General features: G+C 28.2%; 14 protein-coding genes, 4 tRNA genes, 1 riboswitch and 1 other annotated feature. Of the genes, 13 read left to right on the forward strand and 5 right to left on the reverse strand.

The window, feature by feature from the left end; all coding sequences use genetic code 11:
* Window positions 1-140: 140 nt before the first annotated feature.
* Both HCG70_RS00810 and thrS read right to left on the reverse strand, forming a co-directional pair.
* Entirely contained in the window at window positions 141-1,067 is a 927-nt protein-coding gene (locus HCG70_RS00810; RefSeq protein WP_221697369.1) for a M48 family metallopeptidase, read from the reverse strand.
* A 137-nt stretch (window positions 1,068-1,204) separates the two neighbouring features.
* The gene (gene thrS, locus HCG70_RS00815; protein WP_154821047.1) at window positions 1,205-3,136 is read right to left on the reverse strand and encodes a threonine--tRNA ligase; all 1,932 of its coding nucleotides are present in this window, start codon (window positions 3,134-3,136) and stop codon (window positions 1,205-1,207) included.
* 251 nt (window positions 3,137-3,387) lie between these two features.
* Window positions 3,388-3,596 (reverse strand) — a binding site (T-box leader).
* Between the two features lie 322 nt (window positions 3,597-3,918).
* Here thrS and HCG70_RS00820 point away from each other — a divergent pair.
* The 3 genes from HCG70_RS00820 to HCG70_RS00830 all read left to right on the forward strand — a co-directional run bounded on the left by HCG70_RS00820 (window position 3,919) and on the right by HCG70_RS00830 (window position 4,490).
* Window positions 3,919-4,155 carry a hypothetical protein gene (locus tag HCG70_RS00820; protein WP_042400600.1) on the forward strand — a complete coding sequence of 79 codons (237 nt, stop codon included), beginning with the start codon at window positions 3,919-3,921 and terminating at the stop codon, window positions 4,153-4,155.
* Window positions 4,156-4,211: 56 nt separating this feature from the next.
* Window positions 4,212-4,295, forward strand: a tRNA-Leu gene (locus tag HCG70_RS00825).
* 121 nt (window positions 4,296-4,416) lie between these two features.
* Window positions 4,417-4,490 (forward strand) — tRNA-Gly (locus HCG70_RS00830).
* A 197-nt stretch (window positions 4,491-4,687) separates the two neighbouring features.
* Here HCG70_RS00830 and HCG70_RS00835 read toward each other — a convergent pair.
* Window positions 4,688-5,089: an HNH endonuclease signature motif containing protein gene (locus tag HCG70_RS00835; protein WP_042400602.1), complete on the reverse strand. Its 402-nt coding sequence runs from the start codon at window positions 5,087-5,089 to the stop codon at window positions 4,688-4,690.
* Window positions 5,090-5,282: 193 nt separating this feature from the next.
* On the opposite strand from HCG70_RS00835, the gene HCG70_RS00840 reads away from it, so the two are divergent.
* The 4 genes from HCG70_RS00840 (at window position 5,283) to HCG70_RS00855 (ending at window position 7,904) form a co-directional block, all read left to right on the forward strand.
* Window positions 5,283-5,957: a hypothetical protein gene (locus HCG70_RS00840; protein ID WP_042400603.1), complete on the forward strand. Its 675-nt coding sequence runs from the start codon at window positions 5,283-5,285 to the stop codon at window positions 5,955-5,957.
* Window positions 5,958-6,007: 50 nt separating this feature from the next.
* A tRNA-Gly gene (locus tag HCG70_RS00845) sits at window positions 6,008-6,081 on the forward strand.
* 6 nt (window positions 6,082-6,087) lie between these two features.
* Window positions 6,088-6,163 (forward strand) — tRNA-Lys (locus HCG70_RS00850).
* A 186-nt stretch (window positions 6,164-6,349) separates the two neighbouring features.
* Window positions 6,350-6,537: riboswitch (SAM riboswitch) on the forward strand.
* Window positions 6,538-6,620: 83 nt separating this feature from the next.
* Window positions 6,621-7,904, forward strand: a complete 1,284-nt coding sequence (locus HCG70_RS00855; protein WP_042400605.1) for a Na+/H+ antiporter NhaC family protein — start codon at window positions 6,621-6,623, stop codon at window positions 7,902-7,904.
* 129 nt (window positions 7,905-8,033) lie between these two features.
* On the opposite strand, the gene ispF is transcribed toward HCG70_RS00855, so the two are convergent.
* Window positions 8,034-8,510 (reverse strand): 2-C-methyl-D-erythritol 2,4-cyclodiphosphate synthase, encoded by a 477-nt coding sequence (ispF, locus tag HCG70_RS00860; protein WP_042400607.1) that lies wholly within the window; start codon window positions 8,508-8,510, stop codon window positions 8,034-8,036.
* Window positions 8,511-8,985: 475 nt separating this feature from the next.
* Here ispF and HCG70_RS00865 point away from each other — a divergent pair, with 475 nt between their 5' ends.
* The 6 genes from HCG70_RS00865 (at window position 8,986) to HCG70_RS00890 (ending at window position 15,444) form a co-directional block, all read left to right on the forward strand.
* On the forward strand, window positions 8,986-9,585 hold the full coding sequence (locus HCG70_RS00865; protein WP_242833263.1) for a class D sortase: 600 nt from the start codon (window positions 8,986-8,988) through the stop codon (window positions 9,583-9,585).
* Window positions 9,586-9,600: 15 nt separating this feature from the next.
* Entirely contained in the window at window positions 9,601-10,605 is a 1,005-nt protein-coding gene (locus HCG70_RS00870) for an anti-sigma factor domain-containing protein (RefSeq protein ID WP_055291594.1), read from the forward strand.
* A gap of 87 nt (window positions 10,606-10,692) precedes the next feature.
* Window positions 10,693-11,478 (forward strand): 23S rRNA pseudouridine(2604) synthase RluF, encoded by a 786-nt coding sequence (gene rluF, locus HCG70_RS00875; RefSeq protein WP_055275576.1) that lies wholly within the window; start codon window positions 10,693-10,695, stop codon window positions 11,476-11,478.
* Window positions 11,479-12,163: 685 nt separating this feature from the next.
* The gene (locus tag HCG70_RS00880) at window positions 12,164-12,892 is read left to right on the forward strand and encodes a DUF3298 and DUF4163 domain-containing protein (RefSeq protein ID WP_052330724.1); all 729 of its coding nucleotides are present in this window, start codon (window positions 12,164-12,166) and stop codon (window positions 12,890-12,892) included.
* A gap of 32 nt (window positions 12,893-12,924) precedes the next feature.
* The gene (locus tag HCG70_RS00885) at window positions 12,925-14,301 is read left to right on the forward strand and encodes an aldehyde dehydrogenase (RefSeq protein ID WP_154820741.1); all 1,377 of its coding nucleotides are present in this window, start codon (window positions 12,925-12,927) and stop codon (window positions 14,299-14,301) included.
* Window positions 14,302-14,370: 69 nt separating this feature from the next.
* Entirely contained in the window at window positions 14,371-15,444 is a 1,074-nt protein-coding gene (locus tag HCG70_RS00890; protein ID WP_055275580.1) for a mannose-1-phosphate guanylyltransferase, read from the forward strand.
* A gap of 76 nt (window positions 15,445-15,520) precedes the next feature.
* On the opposite strand, the gene HCG70_RS00895 is transcribed toward HCG70_RS00890, so the two are convergent.
* A complete protein-coding gene (locus tag HCG70_RS00895; protein ID WP_221697370.1) occupies window positions 15,521-16,753 on the reverse strand; it encodes a cation:proton antiporter in 1,233 nt (410 codons plus the stop codon).
* Window positions 16,754-16,787: the final 34 nt, after the last annotated feature.

A 16,787-nucleotide genomic window follows, 5' to 3' on the forward strand; every position in this document is an offset into this window, starting at 1 on the left:
CTTTAAGGAATAAAATTTTCTCTAAAAATTATATCTTATGTTATTTATAAGCCATTGTTGAATTTAAATAAGTTGTGTGAAAATGAAAATAGTTAATGTAATGTGCAGATTACATTAACTATTTTTCATTTTATATATTATCAATAAAGGTCTCCACTTCCTTCGCCTTTTACTAAAGCTCTGATTCTTTTTGGTAATATTGGATGACTGCTAACTAAATTATTACACCATACAAAAAAGCCTTTTATGTCATTACTATTATTAATATAATCATGGACATCTATTTTTTTATAAAGATGTTTCCCTGCAAATAAAGAAAACATAGCTTCAACACCGTTGTTTCCTGTAACTTTTTGAGCTAATCGATCGCAACTATATTCTCTAGCTCTTGAAGCAGTGCTTCCTATAATAGGAAGTACAGTTGAAAACATTATAAATAAATTATAATAAAAAGTAGCATGCTTATATTTAATGTGAGCTAATTCATGAGCTATTATAAAATTAATAGATTCTAAGTCATTATATTCTCTATAAGCAATTTCAAATAAATCACTATCAATTTCAATGTACTGTTTACGAACTATAAAAGCAGAAAATGCATTCATAACACCATTTTGTTGAATTAAAAATGCTTCAGGAACCCTTTTTAGTCCTAACTTATGAGAATATTTAGCTATATTATAATAAACTTCTGGAAAGTTGTTTTCGGTAATTTTTATAGCTCTTGATCTGTATTTAGCATAATAAAGATTTACTCCAAAAGGAAAAGCAATTATTGTTACAATACCTGCTAGTAATAGTTGAAGTTCGGTTGGAAAACTACTTAAAGCAGAAGTAGGAAATATTACTACATTTGCATATGAAGAAGGATCTGAAAAAGATTCTTTTAATGTATCAGGTAATGTATTATAGTTATGTATATTTATAATACAAAATGCTATAACTGTGATTATTATAGCAAAATTAATAAATAGTAATATCCCATACCATTTCTTTTCAGATTTATGTCTACAGTTTTCAATTTCTTCTTTAGTTAATTCAATATTATCCTGTTCATAAAAACTCAAAATTCTCAATCCCTTTCAAAAATATATTAAAAAGTATATCATTAATATACATATATTTTACAATTTTTATGTTGTTTATAATATAAATTCATGAAAAAAACATGGTAAACTAATTTGTTTACCATGTTTAAATAAAATTATCTTTCTTTATTAGCTATTTCATTAGTTATTCTAGAAACAAAAGCATCTAAAGCCATTGCACCTTCATCATCATTCTTTCTGCTTCTTACAGATACTTCGTTGTTAGCAGCTTCTTTTTCACCAACAACTAGGATATAAGGAACTCTTTCAAGTCTAGCTTCTCTGATTTTGTAACCAATTTTTTCAGTTCTGTGGTCAACTTCAACTCTAACACCATTTTTTCTTAAAGTTCTAACTACATCATCAGCATAGTCAGCATACTTATCAGAAAGTGGAAGAACTTTAGCTTGAACAGGTGACATCCATGTTGGGAAAGCTCCAGCATACTTTTCAATTAAAGTAGCGATAGTTCTTTCATAACATCCAATTGAAGATCTATGGATAACGAATGGTACTTTCTTTTCACCATCTTTATCGATGTAAGTCATACCAAGTCTTTCACCTAAAGCGAAGTCAATTTGAACAGTAATTATTGTATCTTCTTTTCCATGAACATTTTTAGATTGAATATCAAGTTTTGGTCCGTAGAATGCTGCTTCACCTTCAGCTTCAACATAATCAATTCCAAGGTGATCTAATATAGTTCTCATTTGGTTTTGAGTAGCTTCCCAAGCTTCTGGGTTATTTATATACTTTTCAGTATTTGTTGGATCCCACTTAGAGAATCTGTAAGAAATATCTTCAGATATTCCTAAAGTTTCCATAACGTAATTTATTAAATCAACAACTTCTTTGAATTCATCTTCTAATTGTTCTGGAGTACAGATTATGTGACCTTCAGATAAAGTGAATTGTCTAACTCTAGTAAGACCGTGCATTTCTCCTGAAGCTTCTTTTCTGAATAGAGTAGAAGTTTCAGCATATCTTATTGGAAGATCTCTGTAGCTATGTTGTTCTGCATTATAAACAGTGAATTGGAATGGGCAAGTCATTGGTCTTAAAGCCATAACTTCAGCATCTTTTTCTTCATCACCTAATACGAACATACCATCTTTATAATGGCTCCAGTGTCCAGAAGCTACAAATAAATCATTCTTAGACATGAAAGGAGTCTTAGTTAAAACATAGCCTCTTTTTTCTTCCTCATCTTCAATCCATCTTTGAAGAGTTTGGAATAATTTAGCTCCTTTAGGCATAAATAATGGAAGTCCTTGACCTACTTTTTCATCAGTAGTAAATAGCCCAAGTTCTCTACCTAATTTATTATGATCTCTCTTTTTAGCTTCTTCTAAAGCTTCTAAGTGAGCATCTAAATCAGCTTTCTTTAAGAATGCAGTTCCGTAAATTCTAGAAAGCATTTTATTCTTTTCGTCACCTTTCCAATAAGCACCAGCGCTTCTTAAAAGTTTAATAGCTTTAATATTCTTTAATGACATTACGTGTGGTCCAGCGCAAAGGTCTGTAAAATCACCAATTTTATAGAATGATATTATTTCATCTTCTGGAAGGTCATTTATTAATTCAACTTTATAAGGTTCATCCTTCATAAGCTCTAAAGCTTCGTTTCTTGGAAGTTCGAATCTTTCTATTGAAGGATTTTCCTTTATTATTTTTTTCATTTCAGCTTCGATTTTATCTAAATCTTCAGATGCAAAAGCTTTTTCTACATCGAAATCATAGTAGAAGCCATTAGCAATTGCAGGTCCTATAGCAATTTTAGCTTCAGGGAATAATCTTTTAACTGCAGCAGCAAGTACATGAGAAACGCTATGTCTTACAGCATCTTTTCCTTCTTGAGAGTCAAAAGTACAAATTTCTAATTCACAATCTTCATTTAAAGTTGTTCTTAAGTCAACAACTTTTCCATTAACTATTCCACATTGAGCAACTCTTGCTAAACCTTCACTAATAGCTTTAGCAACATCTAAAACTGATGATCCATTTTCAACTTCTTTAATAGACCCATCTTTTAAAGTAACTTTAATCATTTTAGTATCTCCCTTCATTTTAAGTGAAATTCAAAATATTTGATTTTTACTCATCAAATTTAATATGGTGATGAGTTCTCTTTAATATTAATTTAGAATTAAGTTTTAATTTTAAGTACGAGTTAAATATGTATGTGTAGCGTCTTATTGTTAACCCAAAATTAAATTTAAACTCAATTTTAATATAATAATAAATAAATTTATGTATAAAAAAAGCTCGTCATCACTTTTCTTATACAAATCTAGTATAGAAAAGGGACGAGAGCATTATATTCCCGCGGTTCCACCCTTAATTGCCTAAAATAGGCCTCTTAAGTAAACATCGTAACGTGATGCGACGGACTGGATTAGAGTCTCTCAGAGGTAGTCTTCAATTAATTTCATTTAAAAATACTTTCAGCTACTGTATTTTCTCTCTGAAAATGAAGGTTTAATTTACTCGTCTCTTCATCGATTTAAATTTTTAAATAATTATAAAGTTATAAATATAATTTAAAAGTAATATAAATTATATCACTCCGATTTTATAGACTTACTATAAGTCGAAATTGGAGTTTCATTTAAGAATAATTATAATTATCCGAATTAATTATGTCAATAAACTGTTTTTTTTATAAGTTAGATTCTAAATTTTAATTTAGTCAATCAAGCTTACTAGGTGATAAGAAAAGTCAATTTTATTTTAAAATATAAAAATTTTAGAAACAGTTATTTTATTACGTAAAGGTGAATATAAATATATTAATTATAGATATAACAATTTAATTAGGGGAGTGAAGTTTATGGCTAAATATATAAATAATGAGTTTTCGTCTAGTGATTGGCTTCGATACTTTTCAAATAAATCTAATCATTGGATTTTAAAATATTGGCGTAATAATAAAGATATATTTTTTAATAGATTTATGATAATAGGAGATAAAAGACTATTAATAATAGGAGATAAGGAGAGAGGAAATACTTATGAATTTTTAAAACCACAAGGAGAATCTTTCATTCAATTAGACATGGAAATTTAGTATAAAAAATATATTGAAAATATTTTACAAAAGTTGTAAAATTTATTTGTGGGTATGCAGATGTGGCGAAATTGGCAGACGCACTAGACTTAGGATCTAGCGCCATCGGCGTATGGGTTCGACTCCCTTCATCTGCACCATTTTTAAATATATATTAAAAATTTATAAAAAAATTTAAAAAAATAGTTGACAAGCTTTTAATGAGGGGATATAATATTAATTGTTAAAAGGAGCTCGGATGAATCGAGCGAAAATAATTATGCGGGTATCGTATATCGGTAATACTCCAGCCTTCCAAGCTGGAAAGGTGGGTTCGATTCCCACTACCCGCTCCATGTGAGACTGTGTTTACACAGTCTTTTTTGTTATATAATTATTAAACTATGTTTATGAGTTTCACATGGGAAATGAGATCAAGATAGAGTATTCGTAAATAGAAAATATAAAAAAATTGCCTGCAAAATTATCACATATAATAATTTTGCAGGCAATTCTATATACTTAAATAGGTTTTGTTATATTCAATATAGTTTTATAGTACTTCAGTTAAACGATCTAAAGCAAGCTCTTCTAAAGTTTCTATGCTGTATTTAACGCAACCCATAAGTGTATAGATTATATCGTCACGCTTATATCCTTCTTTATATCTCTTTAAGTTCTTTAATAATCTTTTTAAGGAATTATTATGAATACCTAAAATTTGAGAAATCTCCTTTGGAGAGTAATATTCCTTTTGAAGAGTATTGTACAATTTATTTTGCATTTCGATTTTGTATTGAAGATCTACAAATTGGTTTTGATGTGGACCATTTTTCCCACGGTGATGATAAGCGCATAAATACTTATAATTTAACTCAATATCAAAACCACCCTCGCTTCTATGAACTATATGATGAACATCAGCTTTGTTTCCACATATCTCACAATTGTACAATAGATTGCCCCCTTTATTTTTTTCGAATATTATATGATATAATATAATATATTTATATTCATATTATATTCTAAATAATGTGAAATATCAAATTTACATAATGAAAAACGTTTACTGTTGATTGTTTTTACCATAAAGTGGTATATTAAATATATACTATATTATATTTAAATTTATGAAAGAAGGTGATTATATGAGACAAAAATATAATTCTTTTGAGTATTGGAAAAATATTATTGTTGAGAATAGAACTATTAGAGGTCATGTGTTTATGAATGAATTACCAACAGAAAAGAGTGTTTATATGCATACTTTAATTTATTCTAGGGGAAATGGGTTAAATAATATATGGAGTTATTTCCCAAATATTAAGGCGTTTATAGGATATATACAATATTCATTTTTACAAGAGGCCTTCTATATATGGATAAATTGCAAAGATGATTCTGTTTCTTATATACCATTAAAGCCTGTTGAAGAAGTAATAAGAGATGGTGAGGTTAGTAAAAAAATTACTAAAGAAGAAGCAGATAAGATGAAAAAATATATAAATAGAGTAAAAAAGTGTTGGGATTTACCTTCTAATAAAGCAGTGATAGAGATGAAAAAAATTATAAGAGAGTTTAATAGAGATTGGTATGGAGATAGTAAAGAGTTTTTATATATAAAGTTATTTGATAAACCAGAGGACTTAGGTAAATTTGTTTTAGAATCTAATTATATGGCAAGTAGCGAGGAGGAGTTTAAAAGTAAGACTCATGAGGATTTAACAACATGGATGGATTTATGTTGCCGTGCTACTAAGGATAAAAAAGCAGGTGAAATCTTTAGGAAAATATTACAAAAGAGTCTTACAGAAGTTATTTAAAATTTATTGACAGTATAATTTGTATTAGTTATAATTATATTGTCAAGTATGCGGGTATCGTATATCGGTAATACTCCAGCCTTCCAAGCTGGAAAGGTGGGTTCGATTCCCACTACCCGCTCCATTTTATGCGCTATTAGCTCAGTTGGTAGAGCACCTGACTCTTAATCAGGGTGTCCCCGGTTCGAACCCGTGATGGCGCACCAAAAAAGAAGTAACTTTTGTTACTTCTTTTTTTATTAATCTTAATTGGATTTTGTTTACAGTTGACAGTGATATATCAACTTGTTAATATGAATAAGGAAATATATTTTTAAAATATAAAGTTTCAATTTGCGAGTAATAAAGTTATATTATTTAAATAAAACTTTAGAATCACATTTTAAATTAATATCTTATCAAGAGTGGTGGAGGGACTGGCCCTATGAAGCCCGGCAACCTATTAGCAGTTAAGAGCTATTAGTTAGTAGTTGATATAAAAACTTAAATAGTTTTTATATTTTAGAAATTCAGTAGAATTTCATCAATAACTATTAATTATTAACTATTAATGATGGTGCTAAATCCTGATAGATGAGAAATTATATGTAGTTTTGATATTTAAGCTCCTGAGTTTCTCGGGGGCTTTTTTTATTTGAGTAAAATACCAAGGAGGAGAGAAAGATGAACAAAAAGGGAAATGGATGGGCGTTGTTACCATTATTAGTTTTTATAATAGTTTATGTATCGTCAGCTTTATTAGCAAAAGACTTTTATGCAGTTTCGGTAATAGTACCATTTTTAGCTGCAACACTAGTTGCATTATTAATGAATAGAAAAGTTAAATTTGATGAAAAAGTTGAAATTTTTTGTAGGGGTGCTGGGAATACCAATATAATATTGATGGTATTAATATTTATATTAGCTGGTGCATTTGCACAAGTAGCTAAATCTATGGGAGCTGTTGATTCTACTGTGAATTTAGGGTTATCAATACTTCCAAGTAATATAATGATTGCAGGAATATTTGTAATTGCTTGTTTTATTTCATTATCAGTTGGGACATCAATGGGTACTATAGTTGCATTAGTTCCAATTGCTGTTGGAGTTGCAGAAAAAACAGGAATAGTTACAGCAATTGCAGTTGCAGCAGTAGTTTGTGGGGCAATGTTTGGTGATAACTTATCAATGATTTCAGATACAACTATAGCAGCAACAAGAACTCAAGGTTGTGAGATGAAAGATAAATTTAAAATGAACTTTAAAATTGTGTTACCTGCAGCTATAATTACAGCTTTAATTTTTGTTTTAATAACAAGAAATTCAGGAGTAACTAGTGTTGAAGCATTAGATTATAGTTTAATAAAAATAGTTCCTTATATAGCAGTTATTGTAGGAGCTTTAGTAGGGTTAAATGTTATTGTAGTTTTATTAGGTGGAACAGTAATAGCAGGTATTATTGGATTTGCAACAGGAAGTTTTGATATATTAGGATTTTTTGGTGCAATTGCTGATGGGATAGGTGGAATGAGTGAACTTATTATAATATCTATTTTAATTGCTGGAACTATTGAGATTATAAAATATAATGGTGGAATAGATTTTATTATAAATAAAGGATTAAGGGGCTTTAAGAGTAAAATGGGAGCAGAGTTTGGAATTGCGGCTTTAGTTAGTTTAGTAGATATTTGTACAGCAAATAATACTGTAGCAATTGTTACTGTTGGACCTATAGCTAAGGATATATCAGATGAAGTTGGATTAGAGCCTAAGAGAGTTGCCGGAATTATGGACATGTTTTCTTGCGTATTCCAAGGTGTAATTCCTTATGGTGCACAACTTATATCTGCAGCTGGACTTGCTGCACTTTCACCATTTGCAATAATGAAATATTTATTTTATCCATATTTAATGGGGATTTCAGCAATTATTGCAATAGCTTGGTACCATAGAAAAAAGGCAAATTAATAAATGATATGGTAATAAGTACGTAGAGTTTTAAAATAATTAAATACATAATTTTAAAATATAATATAAAAATCAATAGTGTAGGAAATAGATATAATCCTACACTATTGTTTTTTTTATTATAAATTATTATTTGTTCTTTTCTATTAAACAAATTGATTGTGATGATATTCCAAGGCCTTCTCCTGTAAAACCAAGACCTTCCTCAGTTGTTGCTTTAACATTTATTTGGTCGATTGATATGTTTAAAGCAGTCGCTATATTTTCACGCATATTAGGTATGTGAGGTGCCATTTTTGGCTTTTGAGCAATTATTGTAGCATCAATGTTTCCAATTATATAATTATGTTGATGTAATAGTCTTCCAACATGCTTTAATAACTCAATGCTAGAAATTCCTTTGTATTTTGGATCGGTATCAGGAAAGTGTTTACCGATATCACCTAATGCAGAAGCGCCAAGTAAAGAATCCATTATTGCGTGTAGAAGTACATCCGCATCCGAATGACCAAGTAAACCTAATTCATAAGGTATTTTCACTCCGCCTAAAATTAAATCTCTATTTTCTACTAATTTATGTACGTCATATCCCATTCCTATTCTCATTAAATCACCTCATTAATTTTTGTATTATAGCTTAGTCATAATAGTGACTTTAGATAATAATTTTAGCAAACAGGTGAAGTAGAAGCTTCACCTGAAGCTAATAGTTCGATATATATATTTTAACATAAAGATGTATTTTGAAAATAAAAATGGGATAATAAAATTAATAGTTCGAAGTTTTTCTACTATTATAAGAAGCTTGTTTTTTGTTTTTGTTACGATTAATTCTGAATGGAAAAATTCTTAATAGCTTAGAGTAAAGCCTATATAATAATAAAAGAGATTTAGAGTTAATTCTTTTTCTTTTGAATATGAAATCGATATAAATCACATTATCTTTATTATATTTCATAAACTCCCCCATATACTTTACATTAAAAGGTATTAATGTTTTAAGTGCTTATGTTATAATATATGTAGAAAAAATCATATATGTACAAAATTAGAAAAATAAAAAAAGAAATTTAATATAGGGGTGGAATTGTTGGAAAAGTTTAGAAAAATTATTGGGGTATTACTAATACTTATAGGGGTCGGAATAATTGGAACTGTAGCATATAAGAAGATAGTTACATCCCAAAAGCAAAATGAATTATTAGAAGCCTTTGAAAGTCAATTAGCAGAAGGGGATAATGAGAATACTGAGGAAGAAGTAAATTTAGATTCAATAAATGGATATACTCCTATAGCAATTATGGAGATTCCTTCAATTAAATTAAAACAGCCGGTTGTGGAAGGAATAACTGAGGATGTAATTAAATATTTCTTAGGAAAGTTTCCAGAATCAACAATGCCAGGAGAAGTAGGGAATTTTGCAGTTGCAGGACATAGAGTTTCTGATTTTACAGATGCATTTATAAATTTATATAAAGTAAAACCTGGTGATAATGTAATTGTTACTACAAAAGATGGGAAATATACATATGAAGTTGAAGAAAGCTTTATTGTAGAACCTGAACAGGTTGAGGTTTTGGAAAATGCAGATTATGAAAAAATTACATTAATAACATGTACAATAGGGTCAAAAAGAAGAGTGATAGTAACAGGAAAACTTATTGAGAAAAATGAGGCATAAGGGTAGGGGGAGTAAATGGACAAGTTTCAAAAGAATAAATATCGATTTTCATCAACACAGCCGTTGATTTTAATTGGTAATGATATAGTAGAAGCAAGAAATGAACAAGTAAATCAACTTGTATCAGAATTAATAAAATATAAAGTGCTTATAAGAGACTTAGTAAATTCAGAAGTGGATTATTCTAAAAGAAATGAGCTATTAACTATAGCCATGTTCATTATAAATAATTTTGAATTGTATGATGCTTTTGTGAAGAATGAGGATGTACCAATTGATGTTTTACATAGATTTACAAGAGTAGATAAGAAATTCTTACAAAAATATAGGGAGTATATAGTTGCATATACATTAATATTTGGAAATCCAATATATAAAAATATTCAGGATTATGTACAAATAGTTGAAAATAGTATAGAAGATGAAGAGGAAAAAAATAAAAAAGAAATTATAGAGTATGAAGAAAAAATAGGTGTTAATGGCATTGTAATAGGGAAAAATAAAAAGAATGCAATTATTCTTACATCTATTGGTGAGTTTAAAAAGGTTAAGTTAAACCAAGATGTAATAAATGGAGAAGAAGTTAAGGCAAATGAAAAGAAGACATTAAAGGATTTTAAAATATATATATCAATTGTATTAATATTTTTAGTGGTATTTTCAATTTCAATGCTTTATAAGTATAACAATGTTGTTCGAACTATTGTTGTTGAAACAACTTCACCAATTAGATTAGAGATTAATGGATTTAACAGAGTATTAAATATTACATCATCAACAGAAAAGGGACAGTTGCTAGTAGAGGAAACTAACCTGTTAGATCAAAAGCTTGACAGAGCAATATATAAAATTATAGAATATGCTAATGAAAATGAAATGGTAAAATCCACGGGAATTACAGTAACAGTAACAGGTAAAGAATTAAGATATAATTCATTACCTGAAACAGAAGAGTATATTTATAAGAAAGACTTGAAGGTTAGATTCAATAATTCTGGTAGAGAGCATAAGTTTAATTAATAATGGAGAAATGGACCTCGAAATCCAAAAGAAATTGGGCTTTGGAGGTCTTGAATTTTCCAAATATAATATATAAGGAAGGTACATATGCAACAAAAGTCAAGAAAAAATAAGAATGTAATTGTTCATAATGATAGAGGAGATACTGTTAGATTAAACAAGTATATAAGTGAATCGGGCTTTTGTTCAAGAAGAGAAGCCGATAAGTTAATTGAAAGTGGTTTAGTTACTATTGATGGGGTAAAAGCTCAAATGGGAACTAAAGTTTCAAAGGGGCAAAAGGTTAAGGTTAATGGAAAGTTGATTTCTAAGGATGAAGAATTAGTATATATAGTTCTTAATAAACCTGTTGGAATTACTTGCACAACAGAGCATAAGGTAAAAGGTAATATTGTTGATTTTGTAAATCATAAGAAGAGAATATTTCCAATAGGAAGATTAGATAAAGATTCACAAGGATTAATATTAATGACTAATGATGGAGATATAGTTAATAAAATATTAAGAGCTGGAAATAATCATGAAAAAGAGTACATAGTAACTGTTAATAAGCCTATTAATGAAGAATTTGTTAGAAGAATGAGCAACGGAATTAGAATTTTAGGGCAAGTTACAAAAAAATGTTATGTTAAGAAAGAAGGAAATAATACTTTTAGAATAATATTAACTCAAGGATTAAACAGACAAATAAGAAGAATGTGTGAAGCTTTAGGTTATGAAGTTGTAAAGCTTAAAAGAGTTAGAATTATGAATATAAATTTAGGTGAATTAAAAATAGGAAAATGGAGAGATCTTACTTATAAAGAGCTTAAAGAATTAAATTCTCTTATTTCAACATCAGGAAAAACTAAAGAGGTTGATGAAGAGGAATAATAGAATAAATGCTTTATAAGTAATGAAGTTTTAATAAAATTAATACAAAAGTCATAGCTAAAAGCTGTGGCTTATTTTTTTGAAAAAATTATCTACAGTTTCTGAATTAAGATAAAAAGTTAAAAAAGATATCCACACACAGTAAAAATAAAATGATTACTTAATAGTATAACAAATTAAATATTTATATTTTAAATTATAAAAATGAATTTTAGAATTTAAAATGAATAAAAATAATATAAGAAAATGATGAGTAATGATGTATATTAAAAAAAATGGTAAAATTAATTGCATGTGTGATAAATTAATGAAAATAGCTAAACTTAAAAAGTGAATCTATATTTTCTAATGTCTATAAAATGTTAATAATTAGAATGGGGTGTTGATAAGTTAATAAAAATTAAATAGTTAATTTTATGTGTATAAAATTAAGATATTATCAGAAAAAGAGCGATAAAACAGGTAATAAAAATTAAATTAATAATAAATTTAAAAACATGCATAAAATAATTTTATGAAAAAAATTATAAAATTAACAAAAAATAGAGGTTACACACATAATCCACAACAGGGTGTGGATAACTTGTTAAAAAAATGTTGATAGATATGTTAATAATTATTAACAATATTGTAGATAATAATAAAAAGAGTATGAGTATTATCGAAATAAAAGGAGGATTGTTTTATGAAGTGCCTAAAAATGTGGATTTTAGTAATGTTGATGTTACTAACAGTAATCACAAATTATCCACAGGCTATGTTGAAAAGTGAATGCTTAAATGAGGATAATATGAGTGTTGAGATTGTGGATAAAATATATAAATCAAAAAATAATTATTTAGATATTAACGTGATTGTTCCGCAAATAAAAGGCTTAAGTAATGATAAAAAAGAAGCTGAAATTAATGATAAGATTACAAAGTGGACAGAAAAGTGGATTGATGAAGTTAAAAGTATTGCTGATGAATACTTTAAAGATTATCCTTCACCATTAATTTCTTATCAATTATATGTAAGATATAAAGTAACTAATAATTCAGATATTATAAGCTTTTACATAGATTATTATCAATTTACAGGTGGAGCTCATGGAATTACTAATAGGGTAGCATATAATATAGATTCAGTAACAGGAAATGAGTTACAGTTAAAAGATATTTTTAAAAGTGATTTTCCTTATAAAGATGTATTAAATAAAGAAATTAATAGACAAATAAGTAAGGATCCAGATAGGTACTTTCCTGGAAAAGATGGCTTTAATGGTATAAGTGATAATCAAACTTTTTATATTAAAAATGGAAATATCGTAGTTTACTTTGGATTATATGAAATTGCACCATATGCATCAGGAATATCAGAATTTGTTATACCAAATAAACTTATACAAAGTAATGTGAATTATGGTAAGATTTAAATATTGATTTAAAATAAACGAGGAGTTCGGTAATGGAACATATAGAAATGATTTTTAAAAAGCAAAAGAAATTTTTTAGTACTGGTAAAACTATAGATATTAATTATAGAATTCAAAATTTGAAAAAGTTAAAAAATATAATTAAAAGTAATGAAGATAAAATATTAGAAGCATTAAAAAAAGATTTAGGAAAATCGGGGTTTGAAGCATATGCCACAGAAATTGGCATAGTATATGATGATATTAATCTTCATATAAAGAACGTTAGAAAATGGGCAAAAGAGGAGAAAAGGAAATCACCTATAATTTACTATCCATCTAAAAGCTATGTTTATAAGGAACCTTATGGAGTAACGCTTATTATAGGTCCGTTTAATTATCCATTTCAATTAGTTATATCACCGCTAATAGGGGCTATTTCTGCTGGAAATACTGCAATAATAAAACCGTCAGAAAATACTAAGAATGTAGCTTTATTGCTTGAAAAAATGATTAATGAAAATTTTAATGAGGCATATTTAAAGGTTGTAAACCCACTAGGTGGAAAAGAAGTAGTATCTACTCTTCTAGACTTACCATTCGATTATATATTCTTTACAGGAAGCGTGAGAGTAGGAAAAATAGTTATGGAAAAGGCTGCAAAATATTTAACACCTATAACACTAGAGCTTGGTGGAAAAAGTCCATGTATAGTCGATTCCGATGCAAAATTAAATTTAGCAGCTAAGAGAATTGTGTGGGGAAAATTCTTAAATGCAGGTCAAACTTGTGTAGCACCTGACTATTTGTGTGTACATAAATCAGTAGCAGAAAAGCTATTAAAGTTAATAGTTGATGAAATACATAAACAGTTTGGAAGTAATATTAGGTTAAGTAAAGATTATCCTAGAGTTGTTAACAAAAGCTCCTTAGAGAGATTAATGAGCTATTTAATGGATGGTAAAATTTATTTTGGTGGAAATATTGATAAAGATGATTTGTATATGGAACCAACTATTATAACTAAGCCAGATCTTAAATCTCCTCTTATGACTGATGAGATTTTTGGGCCAATTCTTCCAGTGTTAGTTTATGAAGATTTAAGTAAAGTGGTTGAATTTATTAATAATAGAGAAAAACCGTTAGCTTTATACTATTTCTCAGAAAACAAAAAGAAAATTAAGTATATTTTAAGAGCAACAACTTCTGGAGGAGTTACTATAAATGATACTATCATTCATGTTGCTAATTCTAATTTGCCTTTTGGTGGAGTTGGAAATAGCGGAGTTGGTAAATATCATGGAAGAGAAAGCTTTGAAGCCTTCACACATAATAGGGCTGTAATGGATAGAGGAACATTTGCAGAGTTTAATGTAAGGTTTGCGCCTTATAAAAATAAATTGAAATTAGTAAAGAAAATAATGAAATAATATTATAATTTCACAATTGGGAAAAAGCACTCATATAATAAACCATAGTACTACATGGAGTGGAATTTTGTGATATACGCGCTAATTTTAGCTGGGGGAAAAGGTACAAGGCTATATCCTTTATCAAGAGCAAATCAACCTAAACAATTTTTGAAGGTTATTAATAATAAAAGCTTTTTAGTAAATACTGTTGAAAGAATTACTCCTTTAATTAAGAAGGACAATATTTATGTAGTAACTAACCAAGATTATTTAGATAAAATAAGAGGTGAGTTATCTGACGTTAATTCTGAAAATATATTTACTGAGCCTGAAAATAAAGAAACTGCTACTTGTATAGGATTATCAGCTATTAAGTTATTAAAAAAAGATAATGATGCTGTAATGGTAGTATTACCTTCTGACCACCATATTGAGGGCCAAAAGGATTATTTAGATACACTATCAGAGGCTATTGAAATAGCAAATAGACGTAGAGGGATTGTAACTATAGGGATTAGTCCAACAAGGCCTGAAACAGGATATGGATATATTGAAATGGGTGAAAGGATACCATCAGCAACTCAAGCTTATAAAATAGCTAGGTTCACTGAAAAACCTAATATTGAAGTTGCAAAAGATTTCTTATTGAAGGGAACTTATTTATGGAACTCAGGAATGTTTGTTTTTAGAGCAGATGTTATATTGAGGGAAATTGAAAAGTACTTGCCTAAGATGTATAAATCATTAATGAATATATATCAACATTTAGGAGAAGAAGATGAGGAGCAAGTAACAAGGGAAGAGTATGGTTTAATTGATGGAATTTCTATTGATTTTGGAGTAATGCAAAGAACAAGAAAGGCTTACGTAATCAAAGGTGATTTTAAATGGGACGATATAGGTAGTTTCAATGCATTAAGTAGATATTTAAATCAATATAGAAATAACAATAAAATAAGTAATAACGTATATATTCAAGATTGCGAAAATTGCTCTATATTTGGAGGCGATGAAAAACTGATTATTGGTTTTGGAGTTAAAGATTTAGTAGTTGTTGATGCGGGAGATGTTATTCTTGTTATGGATAAGGATAAAGATCAGGAAATTAAGCATTTACTGAATGATATTAATGATAGTCCTGAATTTGGAGCGTTTATTTAATGAAAAGTTAAAAGTGACAAATTGAGTTTTAATAATAAATTCAATTTGTCACTTTTATTTTATAAGAAGATTAATATTATACTACTAACTCTTCATATTCATCATTTTGTTTTAATAGTTTAGGTGAAGTGAGATTAATTCCGATAGCACCAATAGGAGCAGTAATTAATACACTTAAGATAGCAATAGCTTGCATAACTTCACCACCTACAACACCCATTTGAAGAGGTATTCCAGCTTTGGCAGATTGAACAGTTGCTTTAGGTAAATAAGCTATAATACAAAATATTCTTTCCTTAAAAGATAAATTAGTTCCAATTAAAGAAATAGCAACACCTATAGATCTAACAGTTAGAGATATACTTAGCATTAATATTCCAATCCATAAATACTCTCCAACTAGAGAAGGGTTAATGGCCATACCAACAAAAGCAAATAAATATATCTTTCCATATTTCCATACAATATTTATTCCATCTTGAATTTTAAGAGCTAATTCATCTAAAAATGCTCTTAAAGAGAATCCGTAAATCATTATAGTTAATAAAGAATTAAACAGCTTTAAGTGGAAAGTATTTTCTACCAATCTAATTAGTAAACAAACTGTAATGGCGAAAATAACTCTTAAACTATTATGATTAATTGATCTTAGTAACTTTTTTGTTAAAACGGAAAGCAATAAACCAGTTAAAATACTTATAACAATAGTAATAGGAATTGTTATAAGTTCATTTACAATAGAAATAGAACTTCCATTAACAGAAGACATATATACTCCTAAAAAGGTCGTAAATAAAGTTATTGCAACAGTATCATCAGCAGAAGCACCAACTAAAAGCATTTGGGGAATTGCTTTATCTTGTCCTATTTTTCTTTTAATTAAATCAACCATTGATGGAACTAAAACAGCTGGACTTACAGCGGCAATTATAAAACCTAAAATTGATCCTTGAACAAATGTGAATTTTAGAAATATCATGGATAAAACTGCAATTGTAAGACCCTCTAAGGTTGCAGGAATTATACTTAATAAAATAGCAGGTCTACCAATTTGTTTCATTTGAGTTAAACTTATTCCAAGACCACCTATAAATAATACAGTTATTAAGGCAAGATCCTTAATATAGGGTGATATACTTAAGGTTGATTTTGGAACTAAATCTAAAAATGATGGTCCTATAAGCATTCCAAGTAGAATCATTCCTATAAGTGATGGTAATTTTATAAACTCTACTAATTTTCCACTATAATTAGCTAATATTCCAATAAGTATTAAGCTAATTATAATTACTAAAACATTAATTAACATAAATAATCCTCCAAAAATGAAATTAAATTTTAAT

It is taken from the genome of Clostridium sp. K04 (assembly GCF_019734375.1).
In the GTDB taxonomy this organism is placed as follows: domain Bacteria; phylum Bacillota; class Clostridia; order Clostridiales; family Clostridiaceae; genus Clostridium; species Clostridium saudiense.

Coding starts and splice junctions, on each gene's coding strand:
- rluF (WP_055275576.1), top strand. CDS start 10,693: ATGCAACAAAAGTCAAGAAAAAATAAGAATGTAATTGTTCATAATGAT.
- HCG70_RS00880 (WP_052330724.1), top strand. CDS start 12,164: ATGAAGTGCCTAAAAATGTGGATTTTAGTAATGTTGATGTTACTAACA.
- HCG70_RS00870 (WP_055291594.1), top strand. CDS start 9,601: ATGGACAAGTTTCAAAAGAATAAATATCGATTTTCATCAACACAGCCG.
- ispF (WP_042400607.1), bottom strand. CDS start 8,510: ATGAGAATAGGAATGGGATATGACGTACATAAATTAGTAGAAAATAGA.
- HCG70_RS00840 (WP_042400603.1), top strand. CDS start 5,283: ATGAGACAAAAATATAATTCTTTTGAGTATTGGAAAAATATTATTGTT.
- HCG70_RS00895 (WP_221697370.1), bottom strand. CDS start 16,753: ATGTTAATTAATGTTTTAGTAATTATAATTAGCTTAATACTTATTGGA.
- thrS (WP_154821047.1), bottom strand. CDS start 3,136: ATGATTAAAGTTACTTTAAAAGATGGGTCTATTAAAGAAGTTGAAAAT.
- HCG70_RS00855 (WP_042400605.1), top strand. CDS start 6,621: ATGAACAAAAAGGGAAATGGATGGGCGTTGTTACCATTATTAGTTTTT.
- HCG70_RS00820 (WP_042400600.1), top strand. CDS start 3,919: ATGGCTAAATATATAAATAATGAGTTTTCGTCTAGTGATTGGCTTCGA.
- HCG70_RS00885 (WP_154820741.1), top strand. CDS start 12,925: ATGGAACATATAGAAATGATTTTTAAAAAGCAAAAGAAATTTTTTAGT.